Source organism: Micromonospora sp. bgisy143 (genome assembly GCF_057708145.1).
In genome coordinates this window covers 103454-124184 of record NZ_JBYIRN010000005.1, presented here as the reverse complement: position 1 = coordinate 124184, position 20731 = coordinate 103454, and the positions used below count along the sequence as shown (strand labels likewise).

Here is a 20731-nt window from a genome sequence, read left to right as displayed (position 1 = left end):
AGCCCGTCCACCCTTTCCCTCCACCGAACCCGAAAGGACCGCCATGCTCCACCGATCGTGGCGCCGCGTCGCGACAGCGGTAGCCGTGCTGCTCACGGCGACCAGCATCGCCGCCTGCAGTGATGACCCGTCCGACGCCAAGGACCTGTCGGAGAACAAAGCCGGTGCGATGGCCGACTACGGCATCGGCAAACAGTTCAAGGCGAGCGAGCCGGTCTCCTTCTCGATCCTGTACAACAACCACCCGAACTACCCGCTGCGCGAGGACTGGCTCTTCTGGTCGGAGCTGAAGTCGCGGACGAACGTCACCCTCACCCCGGTCGCCGTGCCGCTGAGCGACTACGAGCAGAAGCGCAGCCTGCTGATCGGCGCCGGTGACGCGCCGATGATCATCCCGAAGACGTACCCGGCGCAGGAGGACGCGTACGTCTCGTCGGGTGCCATCCTGCCGGTCAGCGACTACCTGGACCTCATGCCGAACCTCCAGGACAAGATCTCGAAGTGGAACCTGAAGCCCGAGATCGACACGCGGCGTCAGGAGGACGGCAAGTTCTACCTGCTGCCCGGCCTGCACGAGAAGCCCTGGCACGACTACTCGCTGGCGATCCGCACCGACATCCTCGACGAGCTGAAGCTGAGCCCGCCGAAGACCTGGGACGAGCTGTACACGGTGCTCAAGGCGATGAAGGCCAAGTACCCGGACGTCTACCCGTTCTCGGACCGGTGGAGCAAGCCCAACCCGGCCGGTAACCTGCTCAACCTCCTGGCCGTGTCGTACGGCCTCCAGGGCGCGGGCTGGAACTTCCAGCACACGAGCTGGGACGCCGACACCAAGAAGTTCGTCTACACCGGCGCGAGCGACAAGTACAAGCAGATGCTCCAGTACCTCAACAAGCTGGTGACGGAGAAGCTGCTCGACCCGGAGAGCTTCACCCAGACCGACGACCAGGCCCGGCAGAAGCTCGCCAACAGCAAGTCCTTCGTGATCAGCGCCAACGCGCAGGCCGTGGTGAACGACTACCGCCCGGACCTGGCCAAGACCAACCCCAAGGCCAAGATCACCAAGATTCCGCTGCCGATCGGGCCGGCCGGTGAGGTCAACCCGGCCAGCCGGATGGAGAACGGCGTGATGATCTCCTCGAAGGCCCGCGACAGCAAGAACTTCGTGGCGATGATGCAGTTCATCGACTGGCTCTGGTATTCGGACGCCGGCCAGGAGTTCGCCAAGTGGGGCGTCGAGGGCACGACCTTCGTCCGGGACGCCGCCGGCAAGCCCACGCTGGCGCCCGACGTCAACGTCATCGGGCTCAACCCCAAGGCCACCAAGCACCTGCAGAAGGACTTCGGCTTCTACAACGGGGTCTTCGCCTACGGCGGCAAGCCGGAGCTGGTGCAGGGCTTCTTCTCGCCGGAGGAGCAGGAGTTCCAGAAGGTCATGAACGCCCGTACGCCGGTCGCGGTGCCCCCGCCGCACCCGCTGAGCGACGAGGAGCGGGAGCAGGCGTCCCTGTGGGAGACGCCGCTGAAGGACGCCGTCTACCAGGCGACCCTGCAGTTCGCGCTGGGCCAGCGGGACTTCGCCCAGTGGGACGCCTACCTGGCCGAGCTGAAGGGCAAGAACATGGACGCCTACCTGGACATGGTCAACAAGGCGTACGAGCGTTACCAGAAGGACCACCGCTGAGGTGTCGGCCGGTCCGGTGGCGCGCACCGGACCGGCCGACCACGGCGGCCCGCGCGACCGGCGCGGGTCGCCGCACCGACCCGGGAGGAGGACGACGGTGAACGACACGACGCACGCCGGGCGGCAGCTCGGCGACGGACCCCTGTCCCGGTTCGCGTCGCGCGTCTACATCCTGCTCGTGGTCGAGGTGCTGCTCCTGCTCACCACCCTGCCCGCCCTGCTCGCGCTGCTGCTGCTCGACCGTGACCCCAGCAACCTGCCGCTGGTCGCGCTGCTGCTCACGCCGGTCGGGCCGGCGATCTCCGCCGCCCTGTACGCCCTGCGCCACCAGCGGCCCGACCTGACCGACCTGCGACCCGCCGCGCTGTTCTGGCGGGGCTACCGGAGCAACGTCGGGGGCGCGTTGCGGGTCTGGACGCCGGCGCTGCTGTGGCTGACGGTGCTCGCGCTGAACCTCGCCTACCGCGACGCGGTCGGCCTGCCGAGTTGGTGGGTGGTGCCGCTGGTGCTGGTCGCGGTCGGGGTGATCCTCTGCGCGCTCAACGCGCTGGTGATCACCTCGCTGTTCGAGTTCCGCACCCGGGACGTCCTGCGCCTGGCCGTGCACTTCCTCGTCCGGACCCCCGGCGTCACCGTCGGCAACGCCCTGCTGCTCGCGGCGGCGGCCGGGATCACCGCGGTCTTCTCCGAGGCGGTGCCGGCGCTGCTCGCCTCGGTCATCGCCCTGGGGGTCCTGCGCGTCGCCGACCCGATGGTCCACCTGATCCGGAAGGAGTTCACCGCGTGAGCGCGTACGACTCGATGGACCTGGAGGAGCCGGTGTTCGTGGCGGAGCCGCCCGACGTCGAGGATCCACGCGTACACCCCGCCTGGCTGCCGCCGGAGGCGTTCCGGGCCCTCGGCGCACGGCGCGTCCTCGTGCACGGTGACGGGCTGCTCGTCGACACCGTTCTCGACGAGGTGACCCGCGCCTGCACGCGCTATGGCGGGCGGGTGTGGCATTCACCCTCCTGGGACGTCGACGTCGACCTGGTGCTCACCCTGCGCGGGGCGGGTGAGCTGCCCAGCTCGGCGGTCGAGGCGGCCCGCGCGGCGGGGGAGGCGGCGCTCGCCGACGTCGGCGACGGTGAGCCGCTCGGCGACGAGGGTTTCCTGCTGGCCCGCAGCGGCGAGACGACGGTGGTACTGGCCGACGCGCCCGCCGGCCTCCTGTACGGGCTGTTCCACGTCGTACGGCTCTGCGCGGCGGCGTTCGACCCGGCCCGTCCACCCGAACTGCACCGGCCCGCGCTGCGCCGACGCATGCTCAACCACTGGGACAACGTGGCCGTGCACCCGGTGATGGGCCAGGTCGAACGGGGGTACGCGGGCGGCTCGATCTTCTGGGCCGGTGGCCGTCCGCGCGGGGACCTGGCCCGGATCCGGGAGTACGGGCGGCTGCTGGCCGCCAGCGGCATCAACGCCATCTCGGTGAACAACGTCAACGTGGGCCGGGCCGAGGCGCTGCTGCTCACCGACCGGCTCGGTGACGTGGCCCAGATCGCGGACGTGCTGCGTCCGTACGGCATCCGGGTGCACCTGGCGGTCACCTTCGCCGCGCCGATGGTCCTCGGCGGACTGCCCACCGCCGACCCGTTCGACGAGGAGGTCCGCGCCTGGTGGGCGGCCACCACCCGGCGCGTCTACGCGCGCATCGATGACTTCGGCGGCTACCTGGTGAAGGCCGACTCGGAGGGGCAGCCCGGCCCGTTCAGCTACGGGCGTGACCACGCCGACGGGGCGAACCTGCTCGCCGAGGCACTCGCCCCGTACGGGGGAGTGGTGCACTGGCGGGCGTTCGTCTACAACCACCACCAGGACTGGCGGGACCGGTCCACCGATCGCGCCCGGGCCGCGTACGACCACTTCACCCCGCTCGACGGTCGGTTCCGTACCAATGTGGTCTTGCAGGTGAAGTTTGGTCCGGTGGACTTCCAGACGCGCGAGCCGGTGTCGCCGGTGCTCGCCGCCATGCCGGCCACCCGGGTCGCCGTGGAGGTGCAGGTCACCCAGGAGTACACCGGTCAGCAGCGGCACGTCTGCCACCTCGGCCCGTGCTGGGGCGAGGTGCTGAGCTTCGCGCCGTGGGGGCCCGGTGGGCGCACCATCGCCGACGTGATCACCGGTGAGGCGGGCATGGGTGGCGGCCTGGTCGCCGTCGCCAACACCGGCGACGATCCCTTCTGGACCGGACATCCGCTGGCGCAGGCCAACCTCTACACGGTCGGCCGGCTCGCCTGGAATCCGCGGCTCGACCCGACGAAGATCCTCGACGAGTGGATGACGTTGACATTCCCACCGTCGGCGACCGCCGACCCGGAGCTGGTCCGGCGGACGCTGCACGAGATCATGGACGACTCCTGGCGCACCTACGAGCGGTACACCGCCCCGCTGGGTGTCGGCTTCATGGTCCACCCCGGCGACCACTACGGCCCGGACGTCGACGGGTACGAGTACTCGCGGTGGGGCACCTACCACTTCGCCGACCGCGACGGCGTGGGCGTGGACCGCAGTCGCGCCTCGGGCACCGGCTTCGCCGCCCAGTACCCGCCGTACTGGGCCGACGTGTACGAGTCGCCGCAGACCTGCCCGGACGAGCTGCTGCTGTTCTTCCACCACGTGCCGTACGACCACGTCCTGCACAGCGGGTCGACGGTCATCCAGCACATCTACGACACCCACTTCGCGGGCGTCGAGGAGGTGGCGGTGATGCGCCGCCGGTGGCAGACCCTGAACGGGATGATCGACCCGGCCGTGTACGAGCGGGTGGCCGAGCGCCTCGACGAGCAGGTGCGCAGCGCCACCGAGTGGCGGGATCAGATCAACACGTACTTCTTCCGCAAGTCCGGCGTGCCCGACGCGCGGGGGCGGCGGATCTACTGACCGAGGTGGCTCACCAGGGGTGCACCGTCCCGTCCTCCAGCCGGTTCACTGGCAGGTAGGCGGGCGCGTACGGGTAGCGGGCCGCCGCCTCCTCGTCAATGTCGACGCCCAACCCGGGCGTCTCGGCGGGGTGCAGGTAGCCGTCGGCGAAGTGGTACCCGTGCGGGAACACCTCGTCGGTCTCCGCGGTGTGCCGCATGTACTCCTGAAGGCCGAAGTTGGGGATCGAGATGTCGAGCTGCAGCGCGGCGGCCATGCAGACCGGCGACAGGTCGGTGGCCCCGTGCGAGCCGCTGCGGACGTGGTGCAGCGCCGCGAGGTCGAAGATGCGGCGCAGGTGGGTGATCCCGCCGGCGTGCACCACGGTGGCCCGGATGTAGTCGATGAGCTGCTCGCGGATGAGCTGGGCGGCGTCGACGACGCTGTTGAACACCTCGCCCACGGCGATCGGTGTGGTGGTGTGCTGCCGGATCAGCCGGAAGCCCTCCTGAAGGTCGGCCGGGACCGGATCCTCCATCCAGGTCAGCGCGTACGGCTCCAGGCTGCGGCCGAGCCGGGCCGCCTCGATCGGGGTGAGCCGGTGGTGCACGTCGTGCAGCAGCCGCAGGGTGGGGCCGAACTCGTCGCGTACCCGCGCGAACACGCCCGGCACGTGTGCCAGGTACCGCTGCGTCGACCAGGTGGCCTCGCTGGGCAGCGCGGCGTCGGCCGGCTCGTAGAAGAGCTTGTCCGCGCTGACCCCGTACGTCTTGGGCAGGCCCGGCACACCGCACTGCACCCGCACGGCCCGGTAGCCGAGGTCGACGTACCGGGCGACCTCCACCAGCACCTCCTCGACGGTCTCGCCGTTGGCATGGCCGTACACGGTGACGCCCTCGCGGGACCGACCGCCGAGCAGTTGGTAGACCGGCAGCCCCGCCACCTTGCCCTTGATGTCCCACAGGGCGGTGTCCACCGCGGCGATCGCGCTCATGGTGACCGGACCGCGCCGCCAGTACGCCCCCTGGTACAGGTACTGCCAGGTGTCCTCGATCCGGGCCGGGTCCCGGCCGATCAGCAGCGGCGCCACGTGGTCGCGCAGGTACGACGCGACGGCCAGCTCCCGGCCGTTGAGGGTGGCGTCCCCGACTCCGGTGACCCCCTCGTCGGTGACGATCTTGAGGGTGACGAAGTTGCGGCCCGGACAGGTCACGATGACCCGGGCGTCGACGATCTTCACTCGATCTCCTTGGGGCCCGCGGGAGTCGGGTGGGGACGCTCGCAGGGGGTGGGCGCGAGGGCGGTCTGCTTATCGGGAACCTGCCGATAATATCCCGCCATCGGCAGGTGTCGAACGCCCCCGCCGACCGGAACGAGCGTGCAGGTGACTGCGCAAACCCTTGCGCCGAAAGGTTTCCGAGAACCTTGACAATCGAGTGGGCTCGATTGAAGCTGACATCGGTCACGCGAGCCGCGGTCACGGTCGGGCGAAGGGCAGTCCTCGACTAACCCCCTTCCATGCGCCATTCTCCCGAGGAATCGCGAACCATGACACTCAAGACAAGGCTGCTCGGCGTCCTCACGGCGGTCGCGACGGTCGCCGCCGCCGCGCTGGCGTTTGCCACGCCCGCGTCGGCCGCGACGCTCACGCAGGTGACCGGCTTCGGCAACAACCCCACAAACCTCCAGATGCACCTGTACGTCCCGGACCGGGTGTCGTCCCGACCGGGCATCCTGCTCGCCCTGCACTACTGCACCGGCACCGGCCCCGCCTTCTACTCCGGCACGCAGTACGCCTCGCTCGCCGACCGGTACGGCTTCATCGTCATCTACCCGTCGGCGACCCGCAGCAGCAAGTGCTGGGACGTGGCCTCGCCGCAGGCGTTGCGCCGGGGTGGGGGCAGCGACCCGGTCGGGCTCATCTCGATGATCGACTACGTCAAGCAGCGGTACTCCGCCGACCCGGACCGCGTCTTCGCCACCGGCACCTCGTCGGGCGCGATGATGACCAACGTCATGCTCGGCGACTACCCCGACGTGTTCGCGGCCGGCGCGTCGTTCGCCGGGGTGCCGTTCGCCTGTTTCGCCACCGGGGGCAGTTCGGAGTGGAACAGCCAGTGCGCGAACGGGCAGCTCATCAAGACCGCCCAGCAGTGGGGGGACCTGGTCCGCGGGGCGTACCCCGGCTACAGCGGCCGGCGGCCGCGGATGCAGATCTGGCACGGCACGAGCGACGACACCCTGCGCTACCCGAACTTCGGTGAGCAGGTCAAGCAGTGGACCAACGTGCACGGTCTGAGCCAGACCCCGACGTACACCGACTCCCCGCAGTCGGGTTACACCCGCACCCGATACGGCAGCAGCGGCCCGATGGCCCCGGTCGAGGCGATCAGCATGCAGGGCGTCACGCACAACATCCCCGTCGACGCCGCCCAGGTGATCCGCTTCTTCGGCCTCGACGGCACCGCCCCGCCGACGACCCCGCCGCCCACGACGCCTCCGCCGACGACCCCGCCGCCCACGACGCCGCCGCCCACCACGCCGCCGCCGACCACGCCGCCGCCGACCACGCCGCCCCCCACGACGCCGCCTCCGACCACGCCGCCGCCCGGCGCGGGCGCCTGCCGGGTGACGTACACGGTCAACGCCTGGAACAACGGACTCACCGCGGCCGTCTCGGTCACCAACACGGGCAGCAGCGCGATAAACGGCTGGGCCCTGACCTTCACGCTGCCCGGCGGTCAGACCATCACCGGCGGCTGGAACGCCAGCTACTCGCCGACCAGCGGCGCGGTGACCGCCCGCAACGTCTCCTACAACGGCACCATCGCCCCGAACACCTCGGTCGACATCGGCTTCCAGGCCACCCACACCGGTGACGCCGGCAAGCCCACGGCCTTCGCCCTCAACGGGGCCACCTGCTCGGTCTCCTGACCCCTGCGCACACCCAGAAGGAGTCACCCGAATGCGAAATACGAGATGGAGGGCGGCGTCCAGAGCCGCCGTCGCGCTGGCCGGGGCGGGCGCGCTCGCCGCCGGCATGGCGCTGGTCCTGACGGCGCCCGCCGCCGCCGGGACCACGCTCGGCGCGTCCGCCGCCGAGAAGGGCCGCTACTTCGGTACGGCGGTGGCCGGTTTCAAGCTCTCGGACAGCGCGTACACCACGATCCTGAACCGTGAGTTCAACATGGTGACGGCCGAGAACGAGATGAAGATCGACGCCACCGAGCCGCAGCAGAACCGGTTCAGCTACGGCTCGGCCGAGCAGATCGTCAACCACGCCCGCAGCCGCGGCATGCAGGTACGCGGGCACACCCTGGCCTGGCACGCCCAGCAGCCGAGTTGGATGCAGGGCATGAGCGGCACCGCCCTGCGGCAGGCGATCCTGAACCACGTGACGCAGGTCGCCACGCACTTCCGGGGGCAGATCTACTCCTGGGACGTGGTGAACGAGGCGTTCGCCGACGGCAACTCCGGCGGTCGGCGCGACTCGAACCTCCAGCGCACCGGCAACGACTGGATCGAGGCCGCGTTCCGGGCGGCCCGGGCCGCGGACCCGGGCGCGAAGCTCTGCTACAACGACTACAACATCGACAACTGGACGTGGGCCAAGACGCAGGGCGTCTACAACATGGTCCGCGACTTCAAGTCCCGTGGCGTGCCGATCGACTGCGTCGGCTTCCAGTCGCACTTCAACAGCGACTCCCCGTACGTCAGCAACTACCGCACCACGCTGTCGAGCTTCGCGGCGCTCGGCGTGGACGTGCAGATCACCGAGCTGGACATCGAGGGCGCCCCGGCCAACACGTACCGCAGCGTGGTCGAGGACTGCCTCGCGGTGGCCCGCTGCAACGGCATCACCGTGTGGGGCATCCGGGACAGCGACTCGTGGCGGTCCTACCAGTCGCCGCTGCTGTTCAACAACAGTGGGCAGAAGAAGCCCGCGTACGACGCCGTGCTCGCCGCGCTGAACAGCGGCACCAACCCGACGACCCCGCCGCCGACCACTCCACCGCCGACCACTCCACCGCCGACCACCCCACCGCCCAGCGACCCGCCGCCCACGACCCCGCCGCCCACGACTCCGCCGCCGGGACAGGGTGACTGCTCCGCCTCGGTGTCGGTGAACCAGTGGAACGGCGGCTTCGTGGCGAACGTCCGGGTGACCGCCGGCTCCTCGGCCCTCAACGGGTGGACCGTGACGATCGACCTGCCGTCCGGCGCGACCGTCACCAACGCCTGGAGCGCCGAGCGCAGCGGTAACAGCGGCACGACGAACTGGAGGAACGTCTCCTACAACGGCCAGGTCGGCGCCGGACAGTCCACCGAGTTCGGCTTCCAGGGCACCGGCACCGCCGGCACCCTGACCCCCACCTGCGCAGCAGCCTAACCTCAAACCCCACCTCCCGGTCCCACCCCCGCCCCAAGCGCGTTGATCATGAAGTTATTGTCACGACACGCCGGCACCGGCGGCAATAACTTCATGATCAACCGGGGTGGGGGTGGGGGTGGGGGTGGGGGTGGGGGTGGGGGTGGGGGTGGGGGCGGGGTGGGGGTCAGCCGTCGATGCGGGTGATGTTGCGGATCTTGTTGGAGGCGTCCAGGGCGGCGACCTTGTAGGCCTCGGCCAGGGTCGGATAGTTGAACACGGCGTCGATCAGATAGTCGATGGTGCCGCCGCAGCCCATCACCGCCTGCCCGATGTGGACGATCTCGGTGGCGGCGGTGCCGAACACGTGCACGCCGAGCAGCCGGCCGTCCTCGGGGGAGACCAGCAACTTCAACATCCCGTACGAGTCGCCGACGATCTGGCCACGGGCCAACTCGCGGTAGCGGGCGATGCCCACCTCGAACGGCGTCGACGCCTCGGTCAGCTCGGTCTCGGTCTGGCCGACGAAACTGATCTCCGGGATGGTGTAGATGCCGATGGGTTGCAGGCCGTGCATCTCCCGGATCGGTTCGCCGCAGGCGTGCTGGGCGGCCAGTCGACCCTGCTCCATCGAGGTGGACGCCAACGCCGGGAAGCCGATCACGTCACCCACCGCGTAGATGTGCTCGACGGACGTCCGGTAGTGGGCGTCGACGCTGATCCGGCCGCGTCGGTCCGCGGTCAGCCCGGCCGCCTCCAACGCCAGGTCGTCGGTCTGACCCTGCCGGCCCGCCGAGTACATCACGGTGTCCGCGACGATCTTCTTGCCGCTCTTGAGGATGCACAACGCCGCCGTCTGGTGCTTCTCCACGGCGGCCACCTCCTCGCCGAAGCGGAACGCCACCGACAGGTCGCGCAGGTGGTACTTCAGCGACTCGACGATCTCCTCGTCGCAGAAGTCGAGCATCCGCTCGCGGCGCTCGACGACTGTCACCTTGGTGCCCAGGGCCGCGAACATCGACGCGTACTCCATGCCGATCACACCGGCGCCGACCACGACCATGCTGCGGGGTACGGCCTGGAGGTTGATGACGCCGTCGGAGTCCACGATGGTCCGCTCGTCGAAGTCGACGCTGTCCGGGCGGGCCGGGCGGGTGCCGGCCGCGATGACGGCCTTGTCGAAGGTCACCTTCGACTCCCGCCCGGAGCCCGCGTCGACCCAGATGGAGTGCGCGTCCGCGAAGCGGCCGGTACCGGTGATCATCGCGATCCGGTTGCGGGCGAGCTGGTTGCGGATGACGTCGGTCTGCCGGGTGATGACGTGCTGGGTCCGGGCGGCCAGGTCGCTGACCGTGATCTCCTCCTTGACCCGGTAGCTGCTGCCGTACAGGTCACGCTGGCTCAGGCCGGTCAGGTAGAGCACGGCTTCGCGCAGCGTCTTGGACGGGACGGTGCCGGTGTTGATGCACACCCCACCGAGCATGTCGCGGCGGTCCACGATGGCAACCCGCCGGCCGAGCTTGGCGGCGGCGATCGCGGCCTTCTGACCGCTGGGTCCGGAGCCCAGCACCAACAGGTCGTAGTCATACACGATCGTTAGCGTCGCAAGATGTCGCCGTCGACACCAGACCCCGGACGCGAGCGTTACTCGTCTGCCGCCACGCAGACGCCGCCGTTGAGCGTGACCTCCTCCGGCAGTTGGGTGCCGGTGGCGACGATGCCCAGCGACACCGTGCCGCCGGGTCTGATCACCGCGTTGTGGCTGGTGTTGCGGACCCGTAGGTAGCTGTTGTTCGGCCGGTCGACGACCTGCGCGCCCCACAGCGCCCGCACCTCCTGGCTGGCCCAGAACCGCCAGGTCATCGTCCAACCGTTCACCGCCGTCGTGCCGGTGTTCTCGACGGCGAGGTACGCCACGAAGCCGTCCGGCCACTGTCGGACGACGGTGCGGACCGCGCAGCTCGGCGGGGGCGGCAGGGTGGTCACGGTGACCGGCGGGGACAGCGCCGACCAGTTGCCCGCCTCGTCGCGGGCGCGCACCACGAAGGTGTACGTCGTGTTCGGTGTCAACCCGCTGACCTGGGTGCTGGTACGCCCCGGCGGGTGTTGATAGACCTCGCTGACCCGGGTCAACGCGCCGCCGGCGTCGACCCGGTACACCTCGTACCGGTCGAGCACGACGTTGTCGGTCGACGGGGTCCACCGCAGCCACACCAGGGTCGCGGCGACGTCGTACGCGACCGGCTGGCCGGGCGCGCTCGGCGGCTGGGTGTCACCCGGTGGCATGGTCAGCCGCAGCGTCGGGTTCGACAGCGACCGGTTGCCCGCCGCGTCCAGCCCCGCGACGCTGAGGGTGTACGTGCGGGACGGAAGCAGGCCGGTGATGCGGATGCTGGTGGTGTCGGTCGAGTACGCCCGGCCGGTGTCCTCGAACAACGCCGAGACCGCGTAACCGACCACTCCCACGTTGTCGGTCGACGCGGCCCAGGTCAGCTCGACCCAGGTGGTGTCGATGTCGGTGACCGTGATCGGGCCAGGGGCGGTGGGGCGCTCGGTGTCGTCCGCGGCGTACGCCGGACCACCGGGGCCCAGCGCGGCGGTGGCGGCCACCAGCGCGGCGACGGCCAGGGCGACGGCCCGCGAGCGGGGCCATGGTCGGATTGGGTGCACGATGAATCCCTCGCCTCCGGTTGTCCGCAGCGGGCCGGCGATTCACTGCCGTCGATTTTAGGACAGCGGACGATCTGAGGTTGCCCCGTCTAGCTGACCAGGCGGCGTTCCCAGGCCCAGGCGGCGATCTCCACCCGGTTCCGGGCCGGGAGCTTCGCCTGCACGCTGGCCAGGTGGGTCTTGACCGTGCCGACGGCGATGAAGAGCTGGCCGGCGATCTCGGCGTTGGTCAGGCCCCGGGCGACGAGCTTCACGACGTCCAGTTCCCGTGGGGACAGGCCCGCGTCGTCCTTCGGCGCGGTGGGCGAGCTGAGGTGTTCCAGCAGCCGTACGGTGATGGATGGGCTGATCAGCGCGTCGCCGGAGACGGCGGCGCGGACCGCCTCGACGAGCAGCGCCGGGCCGGAGTCCTTGAGCAGGAAGCCACAGGCGCCGTGGGACAGCGCGGTGTGCACGTACTCGTCGAGGTCGAAGGTCGTCACCACGACCACCCGCACCGGGTCGGCGACGCCCGGCCCGGCGAGCAGCCGGAGCGCCTCCAGGCCGTCGAGGCGGGGCATCCGGATGTCCAGCAGCACCACGTCCGGGCGCAACCGACGGGCCATCTCGACGGCCGCGATCCCGTCGGCGGCCTCACCGACCACCGCCATGTCCGGCTGCGCCCCGATGATCATGCCGAAGCCGGTCCGGACCATGGCCTGGTCGTCGGCGATCAGCACCCGGATCACCGGGGCACCGCCGGGCGCAGGGGGAACGCGGCGTCGAGCACCCAGCCGCCGGAGACGCCCGGTCCGGCGGTGACCGTGCCGCCGAGGGCGCGTACCCGCTCGGTGAGGCCGACCAGGCCGAAGCCGTGCCCCCGGATGGGCGCGGTGCGCGGGGTCGCGCCGTCGTCGGCGACCCGGACCAGCAGCCAGTCCGGCGTACGCCGCACCGACACCGCCACCGACCGGGCGTCCGGCGCGTGTTGGCGGGCGTTGGTCAGCCCTTCCATCACCACCCGGTACGCCGAGGTGGAGACCTCGACCGGCAGCCCGTCGAGCGGGCCGTCGACCGAGAGTCGGGCCGGCGCGTCGGTCGTGCCGTTGTGCCCCTCCAGCAGCGGCGCGAGGTCGGCCACCCCGGCCAGCGGGGCCAGCGGGGCGTCCGGCGGGGCATCCGGATTGCGGAGTACGCCGACCATCCGTCGCATCGAGGCCATCGTCTCGGCGCCGGCCCGTTCGATCTGCTCCAGGGCGACGATCACCCGTTGCGGGTCCTGTTCGGCGACGAACCGGGCGCCCTGCGCCTGCACCACGATGCCGGTGACGTGATGGGCGATGAAGTCGTGCAGGTCGCGGGCGAACTCGGCGCGTTGCTCGGCGCGTACCAGCGCGATGGCCCGCTCCCGGCCGGTGGCGACGACGCGCAGGTAGATCCCGACGGCGGCCGCGCCGACCGCGCCGAGCGCCTGGAGCAGCCCGAAGATCACCAAGACGGGTTCGACGCCGCTGCGCAGCGGCAGTGCGGCGGCGGCGAGCGCGGCGACCACCGCCGCCCAGGGGGCGAGCCGGGCCGCGCCCCACCGGCTCACCACGAACACCACCGCGACCATCCCGGCGGACTCGGCCAGTCCCCAGGTGCCGCCCAGCAGGTAACTCCCACGCGTGCTGAGCAACAGGAAGAACGCGGTGACGCTGAGTGAGACGACACCGAGCGCGAGCGCCGCGACCGGCAACGCCCGGGAGCCCTGCCGGTGCACGGGCAGCCAGATGACCGCCGTCGCCGCCGCCAACCCCACCTGCACCAGGGCCCGCAGCGCATCGAGCATGCCCATCCCGCTGGCGATGCCGTACCGGAAGTCGAAGGCACACAGCAGGGCCAGCGCCGTCAGTCCGGCGAGCTGACCCAGGCGTACCCACCAGGTCGAGAAGATCGGCGCGTTCATCGTGACCCAGCGTAGCCACGCGGGCGGCCGGGACGGATCGGCCGAAAGACAGACCCGCCGCCCGCGTTCCCCGACCGCGGGCCGATGCGATCGCCGCCCGGCGCGGGCGAGGCTTCCCCGGTCACACCGCAGCCACTGGAGGAACCCATGACAACCCACGCCCCACCGCAGATCGGGCAGGCGGCCGTCGCGGCCGTCGACCTGGTGAAGGTGTACGGCGGCGGCGACACCGCCGTCCGTGCCCTCGACGGGGTCTCGGTCGCCTTCGGTCGGGCCGAGTTCACCGCGATCATGGGCTCGTCCGGCTCCGGCAAGTCGACGCTGATGCACTGCCTGGCCGGGCTGGACACGCCCACGTCCGGTCGGGTCCTGCTCGGCGGTACGGAACTGACCGGTCAGTCCGACCGGACGCTGACCCGGGCACGCCGCGACCGGATCGGGTTCGTGTTCCAGTCGTTCAACCTGCTGCCGCAGCTCACCGCCGCGCAGAACATCACCCTGCCGCTGGACCTCGCCGGCCGGGACGTCGACCGCGACCTGTTCGCGCACCTCGTCGACGTGCTGGGCCTCAGCCAGCGGCTCGGGCACCGGCCCAGCGAGCTCTCCGGCGGCCAGCAGCAGCGGGTGGCGCTGGCCCGTGCTCTGGTGTCGCGTCCCGAGGTCGTCTTCGCCGACGAGCCGACCGGCAACCTCGACTCCCGCTCCGGGGCGGAGGTGCTCGCCATCCTGCGCGACTCGGTACGGGACCTGGGCCAGACGGTCGTCATGGTCACCCACGATCCGATCGCCGCCGCGTACGCCGACCGGGTGGTGCTGCTCGCCGACGGCCGGATCGCCGGCGAGGTCCACGAGCCGGACCAGGGCTCGGTCACCGACGCGCTGCGTGCCCTGGCGGTCGCGGCATGAGGGCGACCGTGCTGCGTACCCAGGTGATCGCCGCGGCCCGACGGCCGGGCCGGCTGATCCTCACCGGCCTGGCCGTCCTCGTCGCGTCGTTCGTCGTCTTCGGCGTGGTGCTGGCGCAGGACATCACCGAACGGACCGCCCGGGACACCCTTAGCGACACACCGGCCGCCACCGACCTGGTGATCGGTGACCCCGAGCAGCCGCCGCCCGCCCTGACCGCGTTGCACGCCGTCCGGGCCGTGCCCGGCGTGGTCGAGGCGGTGGGTCGGGTGACCATCGGTGTCTCGGTCGGCGGGGGATACGTCAATCTCCAGGCGGACCCGGGTACCGGCCCGCTGGCCACGGTCCGGCTGGTCCAGGGCAGCTACCCCGACCGGCCCGGCGAGATCGCGGTCAGCCCCCGGACCGTCGAACGGATGGGGCTGACGGTCGGCACCGTGACCACCGGAAGGGGCGGCGAACTCGGCACCGAGACGCCGCTCACCGTCACCGGGGTGGTCGACACCCCCGCCGACGACGGCGCCAACGCGTACGCGCCGGACGACGTGGTGACCGGGTGGGCTCACCTGAGCACCGTGGAGCGGATCGACCTGCGGGCCGCCCCGGGCGCGACGCAGACGGTTCGTCAGCGCCTGACCACGACGGTCCCCGCCGGGGTGCCGGTCCGCTCGGGGGCCGAGGTCCGCGACACCGAGGCCGACGCGGCGGCCGAGCAGGTCGGGCGGCTGTTCGCGCTGGTCGGCATGTTCGTCGGGATCGCGGTGGCGGCCGCCGCCCTGGTGGTCACCTCCACCTTCCGCATCGTCTTCGCCCAGCGGATGCAGCACCTCGCGCTGTTGCGGGCGGTCGGCGCGGGTCGGGGCGCGTTGGTGGGCGCGCTCATCGCCGAGGGGGCCCTGACCGGGTTGGTCGCCGGTGTCGTCGGGGTGGCCGCCGCCCTGGCCGTCGGGCAGGCGCTCCCGCCGCTGCTGCGCGCCTTCGGCACCGTGGTGTCGTCGCCGGGGCTGCCGCTGACGGCGGCGGTCGCGGTGGTGGTCGGGGCGGTCGTCCTGACCGTGGCGGCGGTCCTCGCCCCGGCGTTCTCCGCTGCCCGGGTGTCGCCGCTGGAGGCGTTGCGGGCGTCGAGCGTCACCGCCGGGCGGCGTGGCATCGGACCGGCGCGCCTGGTCTTCGGGGTCCTGCTGGTCCTCGGTGCGCTGCTGGCCGGGGTCGCGGCGGTACGCCGGATGCCGACACCGGACGCGGAATCCTACGACCCGATGGCCGGGCTGCTCCTGCTGGTCGCCTCGGGCGCGCTGGCGTTCTTCGCCCTGGTGGCCCTCGGGCCGCTGCTGGTGCGGCCGGTGCTGGCCGTGGCGGGCTGGCCGCTGCGTCAGCTCGGCGCCCTCGGGCGGTTGGCGGTCAGCGGGATCGGCGGTACGCCCCGCCGGGCCGCCGCCGTCTCCGTGGTGGTGGCGCTCGGGGTGACGCTGATCTCCGGGGTGATCATCGGTGGCGCGTCCATGCGGGTGGTCGCCGACCGCGACCTGGCCCTCTCCGCGCCGGCCGACTTCGAGGTGGCCTCCAGCGAGGGCGCGTCCCTGCCGGTCGCCGTCCTGTCCCGGGCGCGTACGACCAGCGCCGCGCTGGCCCGGGTGGTGCCGTACCGGATGGTCCACGACGTCGCGCTGTCGCGCGACGGGAAGCGCCTGGGCGACGCCGCGGGTGGGTATTCGACGACCGACCTGGACCTGTCGGCGTTGCCGACCCTCGCCGACCTGCCCGTGGCGCAGGGCAGCCTCGCCGACCGGGGACCCGGCCGGGTCGTGCTCGGCGACCAGGTCGCCCGCGTCACCGGGCTGCGGGCCGGCGACACGGTCACCCTCGGCCGCGACACGTCGACCGTCGAGGTGCGGGTGGCGGCGGTCCTGCCCGGCCGTGGCCCCCTGTACGCGGGCATCCTCGCCAACCGGGCCGACCTGGACCGGATCGGAGGACCGACCGCGTACACCGGTCTGCTGGCGGACGCGTCCCGGACGGGCGAGGACGGCCGTACCGCCGGGGTGCGGGCGCTGCGGCAGGCGATCGGGAACGCCTCCGGGCTGCACATCAGCGTGCTCGCCGACGAGCGGGACCGGAACGACGCGGTGCTGAGCGCCCTGGTTTGGATCACCGCCGGGCTGGTCGGTCTCACCGTGCTGATCGCCGTGGTCGGGGTGGGGTCGACGACCGCGCTCTCGGTCGTGGAGCGGGTACGCGAGTCCGGGCTGCTGCGCGCCGTCGGCCTGTCCCGGGCCGGCCTGCGCACGATGTTGACCGTAGAGTCCGGCCTCTACGGGGTGATCGGCGCGACCTTCGGGCTGCTGCTCGGCGTCCCGTACGCCTGGTTGGCGGTGCGGGCGTTGGGGCTCGACGCGCCGTTGACGCTGCCGGTGCTACCGCTGGTCGGGCTCTTCGCGGCGCTGGTCGGGCTGACCGCGCTGGCCGGCGTGCTGCCGGCGCGGCGGGCCGCGCGGGTCAGCCCGGTGGTGGCGCTGGGCGTCGAGGGCTGAGACCCGGTGGGGCGGGCCGGGGTTCGACGCCGGCCCGCCCCGGCGCCGTCACGGGTGCATGGTCGCTCCCTTGAGGACCTTGTCCACCACGTTGCGCCCGGCGTGCAGGGCCAACCCCACCAGGTCGAGCTTGTCCCGGCCGACCGCCTGCACGGCGGCCCGGTTGTCCCGGTCGTTGCCGGTGGCGAACAGCTCGGACGTGAAGACCGCGAGCCGCAGTCCGCGCGCGAGAGCCCGCGAGTGCGCGTCGCTCAGGGTCGCGCGGTCGCCGGCGAAGACCAGCACCGGCTGGCGGAACATCGGCAGGTACGCCGTGCCGTCCGCGTCGCGGTACTCGTCGCCGAGCAGCTCTGGTTCGGCGTGCGCGATGCCGCTGACCAGAAAGGCGGTGACGTTGAGGCGTTGCCAGCCGACGAGGTCGTCGCGGAGCAGCACGGCGATCTTGGTGGGCAAGCGGATCGGTTCGCTCATGCCGGTCAGCCTGCCGGCGCGTGCGCCCCCCGGTCTTGTACGTTCTTAGCATGGCCGCCCGGCCGACCGATTCGCAGGTCAGCGCGTGGCGACCCGCCGTCGCCGGGGTCGCCGAGGTTTTCCACGCCCATTTCGTGGACCACGCGTACCCACGGCACGTCCACGACGTGTGGACGTTGCTGATCGTCGACGACGGCGCGGTCCGCTTCGACCTCGACCGGCACCGGCACGGCGCGCTGCGCACGTCGGTCACCCTGCTGCCGCCGTACGTGCCGCACGACGGCCGTTCCGCCACGGCGAGCGGCTTCCGCAAACGCGTCCTGTACCTGGACACCTCGGCCCTCGCCCCCGACCTGATCGGTCGGGCGGTGGACGAGCCGGACCTCGCCGATCCGCTGCTGCGGGACCGGATCCACCACCTGCACCACGTGCTCGCCGCCCCGGGCGAGGAGTTCGAGGCCGAGAGCCGCCTCGCGCTCATCCTGGACCGGCTGCGCGTCCGACTCCACGAGCGGACGTCGGCCAGTGCGGTACCCGCCGGGTCCGGCCTCGCCGACCGGCTCCGCGAGCTGCTGGACGCGCGGACCGTCGACGGGGTCACCCTGCGCGAGGCCGCCGAGCTGCTGCACGCCCACCCGACCCACCTCGTGCGGGCCTTCACCCGTGCCCACGGGCTGCCGCCGCACTCGTACCTGACCGGCCGCCGGGTCGAGCTGGCGCGTCGCCTGCTCCTCGCGGGTCAGCGCCCCGCCGAGGCAGCCACCGCCGCCGGGTTCTTCGACCAGGCCCACCTGACCCGGCACTTCCGGCGCTTCCTCGGCGTCACTCCGTCCCGCTACCCGGCGGCGTCGAGGCTCAGACGAGCTGGCCACCGATGACGGTGAGCAGCCGCAGCTTGTCGTCGCTCTCCGAGCCGGGCACAGCGGTGAACACCAGCAGCGTCTGCGACTCGTCCGGGTCGACGAGCGTCTGGCAGTGCAGCTCCACCGGCCCCACCTCGGGGTGCAGGAACCGCTTCGGCGGGCAGTAACCGGCCGGCACCGGGTGCTCCTGCCAGAGCCGGGTGAACTCCGTACTCGTGGCCAGCAGGTCGTCGACGAGCGTCGCCGCCCGCGAACCCCGGCCGTCCCGGGTGTACGCCGCGTGCAGGTGCCCGACCAGCAGCCTGCTCTGCGTCTCGTGGTCCTCGACCGGGTGCAACGCCCGCGCCCTCGGGTCGGTGAACCAGCGGTGGTGCGCGCTGCGGGCCAGCCCGGTGTGCCGGGTCTCGTCGCCGAGCAGCGCGACGGCCGGCGGGGTCTGCGCCAGGGTCTCGCCGAGGTGGTTCACCACCTGGGCCGGGGTGTCGTGCAGTCGGTCGAGGATCCGCATCATCCCCGGGTTGACGTGGTCGGCCCGGACGGCGCGGTGGGGCACGGCGTACCCGGCGAGTTGGAACAGGTGGTTCCGTTCGGCCCGGGAGAGCCGGAGGCCGCGGGCCAGGGCGGCGAGCATCTGCTCCGACGGGTGCGACCCGCGCTGCTGCTCCAGCCGGCTGTAGTAGTCGGTGGACATACCACTCAAGGCGGCGACTTCCTCGCGGCGCAGGCCACCGGTGCGTCGGCGCGGTCCCCGGGGCAACCCGACGTCCTCGGGCTGGAGCGCCTCGCGGCGGGTCCGCAGGAAGCTGGCCATTCGGGCGCGGTTCACGGTGATCTCCGATCGGTGGGCTGCCGGCGCCGGCCGGCACCTTGGCTGCAACACGCGTAACGGGGGGAGGTGTTCCGGCCGGACCAGGGTGTGAGCGGTCCGGCCGGATCATCCCGTCAACGCTGGATGGACTTGGTCTCCAGGAATTCCTCCAGGCCCAGCCGGCCGAACTCGCGGCCGTTGCCGGACTGCTTGTAGCCGCCGAACGGGGCGAGCGGGTTCCACCGGCCGGCGTTCACGTCGACCTGGCCCACGCGCAGCCGCCGCGCGACCGCCAGCGCGTGTTCCGGCGCACCGAAGACGCCGCTGGTCAGCCCGTACGACGTGCCGTTGGCGATGGACACGGCCTCCTCCTCGTCGGCGTACGGGATGATCGTGAGCACCGGCCCGAAGATCTCCTCCTGGGCGATAGCGGACGTCGGGTCCACGTCGGCGAAGATCGTCGGCTGGACGTAGGCACCGTCCGTCAGCTCGGCGGGCCGGTCCGGGCCGCCGAACACGAGCCGTGCCCCGTCGGCGATGCCCCGCTCGATGTATCCGACCACCTTGCGCCGGTGCGCCTCCGACGCCATCGGACCGACCCGGGTGGCCTCGTCGGTCGGGTCGCCGACGGTGTACTGCCGCGCCGCCCCCACGGCCAGCGCGACGACCTCGTCCTGGCGGGCGGCGGGCACCAGCATCCGGGGCCACGCGCCGCAGACCTGCCCGCCGTTGGAGAACGCCATCGCCAGGCCGGTGGTGACAGCCTTCGGCAGGTCGGCGTCGTCCAGGATGATGTTCGCGCCCTTGCCGCCCAACTCCAGCGCCACCCGCTTGACCGTCGCCGACGCCACCGCGGCGATCCGCTGCCCGGCCCGGGTAGAGCCGGTGAACGAGATCATGTCGATGTCCGGGTGGGCGGAGATCGCCTCGCCGACGACCGCGCCGGTGCCGTACACGACGTTGAACACACCGGCCGGTACGCCCGCCTCGGCGGCGACCTCGGCCAGGATCCGCGCGGTCAACGGGGCGTTCTCCGACGGCTTGAACACCATCGTGTTCCCGGCCAGCAGCGCCGGCGCCAGCTTGGAGACGATCTGCTGGAGCGGGAAGTTCCAGGGCGTGATCGCACCGACGACGCCGATCGGCTCCCGGACGACCAGCGAGTTGCCGATCTCCTCGGTCCAGGCGAAGCCGTCCGCCAGGCCGGCGAAGGAGTCGATCACCGCCGCCGGGAAGCCGACCTGTGCCGTACGCGACATCGTGATCGGAGAGCCCATCTCGGCGGTGATCGCCGACGCGATCTCCTCCGTACGGGCGGCGAGCCCCGCGCCGAGGCGGCGCAGGACGTCCGCCCGGTGCGCCGGGGTGGTGGCCGACCAGGCGGGGAAGGCGGCGCGCGCGGCGGCGACGGCGCGGTCGACGTCGGCGGCGGTACCGGCCGGGGTCTCGGCGACGACGTCCCCGGTGGCGGGGTTGACGACAGCAAGCGTGCCGGCCGAGCCGGCGACGGTCTCGCCACCGATCCAGTGGCCGGTGACGGTGTGCGGGTAAGTGGTCATGCCCCGACCGTGGCACCGGCGCACAGGCCCAACCAGGTGCGG

At 71.9% G+C, this 20731-nt stretch carries 16 protein-coding genes; 8 read left to right on the top strand and 8 right to left on the bottom strand.

What is annotated here, in order from left to right; genetic code table 11:
• Positions 1-43 precede the first annotated feature (43 nt).
• From AC3EN4_RS09925 to AC3EN4_RS09915, 3 genes are all read left to right on the top strand, one after another.
• Positions 44-1684 carry an ABC transporter substrate-binding protein gene (locus AC3EN4_RS09925; RefSeq protein ID WP_435205626.1) on the top strand — a complete coding sequence of 547 codons (1641 nt, stop codon included), beginning with the start codon at positions 44-46 and terminating at the stop codon, positions 1682-1684.
• A gap of 97 nt (positions 1685-1781) precedes the next feature.
• Entirely contained in the window at positions 1782-2471 is a 690-nt protein-coding gene (locus AC3EN4_RS09920; protein ID WP_435205625.1) for a YesL family protein, read from the top strand.
• Positions 2468-4606, top strand: coding sequence for an alpha-glucuronidase (locus AC3EN4_RS09915; protein WP_435205624.1), 2139 nt, complete (start codon positions 2468-2470; stop codon positions 4604-4606). Before AC3EN4_RS09920 ends, AC3EN4_RS09915 begins: the two co-directional genes overlap by 4 nt.
• 10 nt (positions 4607-4616) lie before the next feature.
• Here AC3EN4_RS09915 and manD read toward each other — a convergent pair whose 3' ends face one another.
• Positions 4617-5825, bottom strand: coding sequence for a D-mannonate dehydratase ManD (manD, locus tag AC3EN4_RS09910; RefSeq protein WP_435205623.1), 1209 nt, complete (start codon positions 5823-5825; stop codon positions 4617-4619).
• Positions 5826-6133: 308 nt separating this feature from the next.
• On the opposite strand from manD, the gene AC3EN4_RS09905 reads away from it, so the two are divergent.
• Both AC3EN4_RS09905 and AC3EN4_RS09900 read left to right on the top strand, forming a co-directional pair.
• Entirely contained in the window at positions 6134-7519 is a 1386-nt protein-coding gene (locus tag AC3EN4_RS09905) for an extracellular catalytic domain type 1 short-chain-length polyhydroxyalkanoate depolymerase (protein ID WP_435205622.1), read from the top strand.
• A gap of 31 nt (positions 7520-7550) precedes the next feature.
• Positions 7551-8975: a glycoside hydrolase family 10 protein gene (locus tag AC3EN4_RS09900; protein ID WP_435205621.1), complete on the top strand. Its 1425-nt coding sequence runs from the start codon at positions 7551-7553 to the stop codon at positions 8973-8975.
• 166 nt (positions 8976-9141) lie between these two features.
• Here the strand turns inward: AC3EN4_RS09900 and sthA are convergent, their stop codons facing one another.
• The 4 genes from sthA to AC3EN4_RS09880 form a co-directional block, all read right to left on the bottom strand.
• A complete protein-coding gene (sthA, locus tag AC3EN4_RS09895) occupies positions 9142-10545 on the bottom strand; it encodes a Si-specific NAD(P)(+) transhydrogenase (protein ID WP_435205620.1) in 1404 nt (467 codons plus the stop codon).
• 53 nt (positions 10546-10598) lie between these two features.
• Positions 10599-11624 (bottom strand): fibronectin type III domain-containing protein, encoded by a 1026-nt coding sequence (locus AC3EN4_RS09890; protein ID WP_435205619.1) that lies wholly within the window; start codon positions 11622-11624, stop codon positions 10599-10601.
• 89 nt (positions 11625-11713) lie between these two features.
• Positions 11714-12352, bottom strand: coding sequence for a response regulator (locus tag AC3EN4_RS09885; protein WP_435205618.1), 639 nt, complete (start codon positions 12350-12352; stop codon positions 11714-11716).
• Positions 12349-13551, bottom strand: a complete 1203-nt coding sequence (locus tag AC3EN4_RS09880) for a sensor histidine kinase (protein WP_435205617.1) — start codon at positions 13549-13551, stop codon at positions 12349-12351. The genes AC3EN4_RS09885 and AC3EN4_RS09880 overlap by 4 nt, the downstream gene beginning before the upstream one ends.
• Positions 13552-13698: 147 nt before the next feature.
• Between AC3EN4_RS09880 and AC3EN4_RS09875 the strand changes: the two genes are divergently transcribed.
• Together AC3EN4_RS09875 and AC3EN4_RS09870 are read left to right on the top strand one after the other, a co-directional pair.
• Complete coding sequence (locus AC3EN4_RS09875; protein WP_435205616.1) at positions 13699-14457, top strand: ABC transporter ATP-binding protein; 759 nt, start codon at positions 13699-13701, stop codon at positions 14455-14457.
• A complete protein-coding gene (locus tag AC3EN4_RS09870; protein WP_435205615.1) occupies positions 14454-16988 on the top strand; it encodes an FtsX-like permease family protein in 2535 nt (844 codons plus the stop codon). Before AC3EN4_RS09875 ends, AC3EN4_RS09870 begins: the two co-directional genes overlap by 4 nt.
• Positions 16989-17036: 48 nt before the next feature.
• Here the strand turns inward: AC3EN4_RS09870 and AC3EN4_RS09865 are convergent, their stop codons facing one another.
• Positions 17037-17459: a DUF2000 family protein gene (locus AC3EN4_RS09865; RefSeq protein WP_435205614.1), complete on the bottom strand. Its 423-nt coding sequence runs from the start codon at positions 17457-17459 to the stop codon at positions 17037-17039.
• A 50-nt stretch (positions 17460-17509) separates the two neighbouring features.
• Between AC3EN4_RS09865 and AC3EN4_RS09860 the strand changes: the two genes are divergently transcribed.
• Positions 17510-18337 (top strand): helix-turn-helix transcriptional regulator, encoded by an 828-nt coding sequence (locus tag AC3EN4_RS09860; protein WP_435205613.1) that lies wholly within the window; start codon positions 17510-17512, stop codon positions 18335-18337.
• Here AC3EN4_RS09860 and AC3EN4_RS09855 read toward each other — a convergent pair.
• Together AC3EN4_RS09855 and AC3EN4_RS09850 are read right to left on the bottom strand one after the other, a co-directional pair.
• The gene (locus AC3EN4_RS09855; RefSeq protein ID WP_435205612.1) at positions 18315-19148 is read right to left on the bottom strand and encodes a helix-turn-helix transcriptional regulator; all 834 of its coding nucleotides are present in this window, start codon (positions 19146-19148) and stop codon (positions 18315-18317) included. The two genes, AC3EN4_RS09860 and AC3EN4_RS09855, sit on opposite strands and share 23 nt — an antisense overlap.
• A 116-nt stretch (positions 19149-19264) precedes the next feature.
• Complete coding sequence (locus tag AC3EN4_RS09850; RefSeq protein ID WP_435205611.1) at positions 19265-20689, bottom strand: aldehyde dehydrogenase family protein; 1425 nt, start codon at positions 20687-20689, stop codon at positions 19265-19267.
• Positions 20690-20731 lie beyond the last annotated feature (42 nt).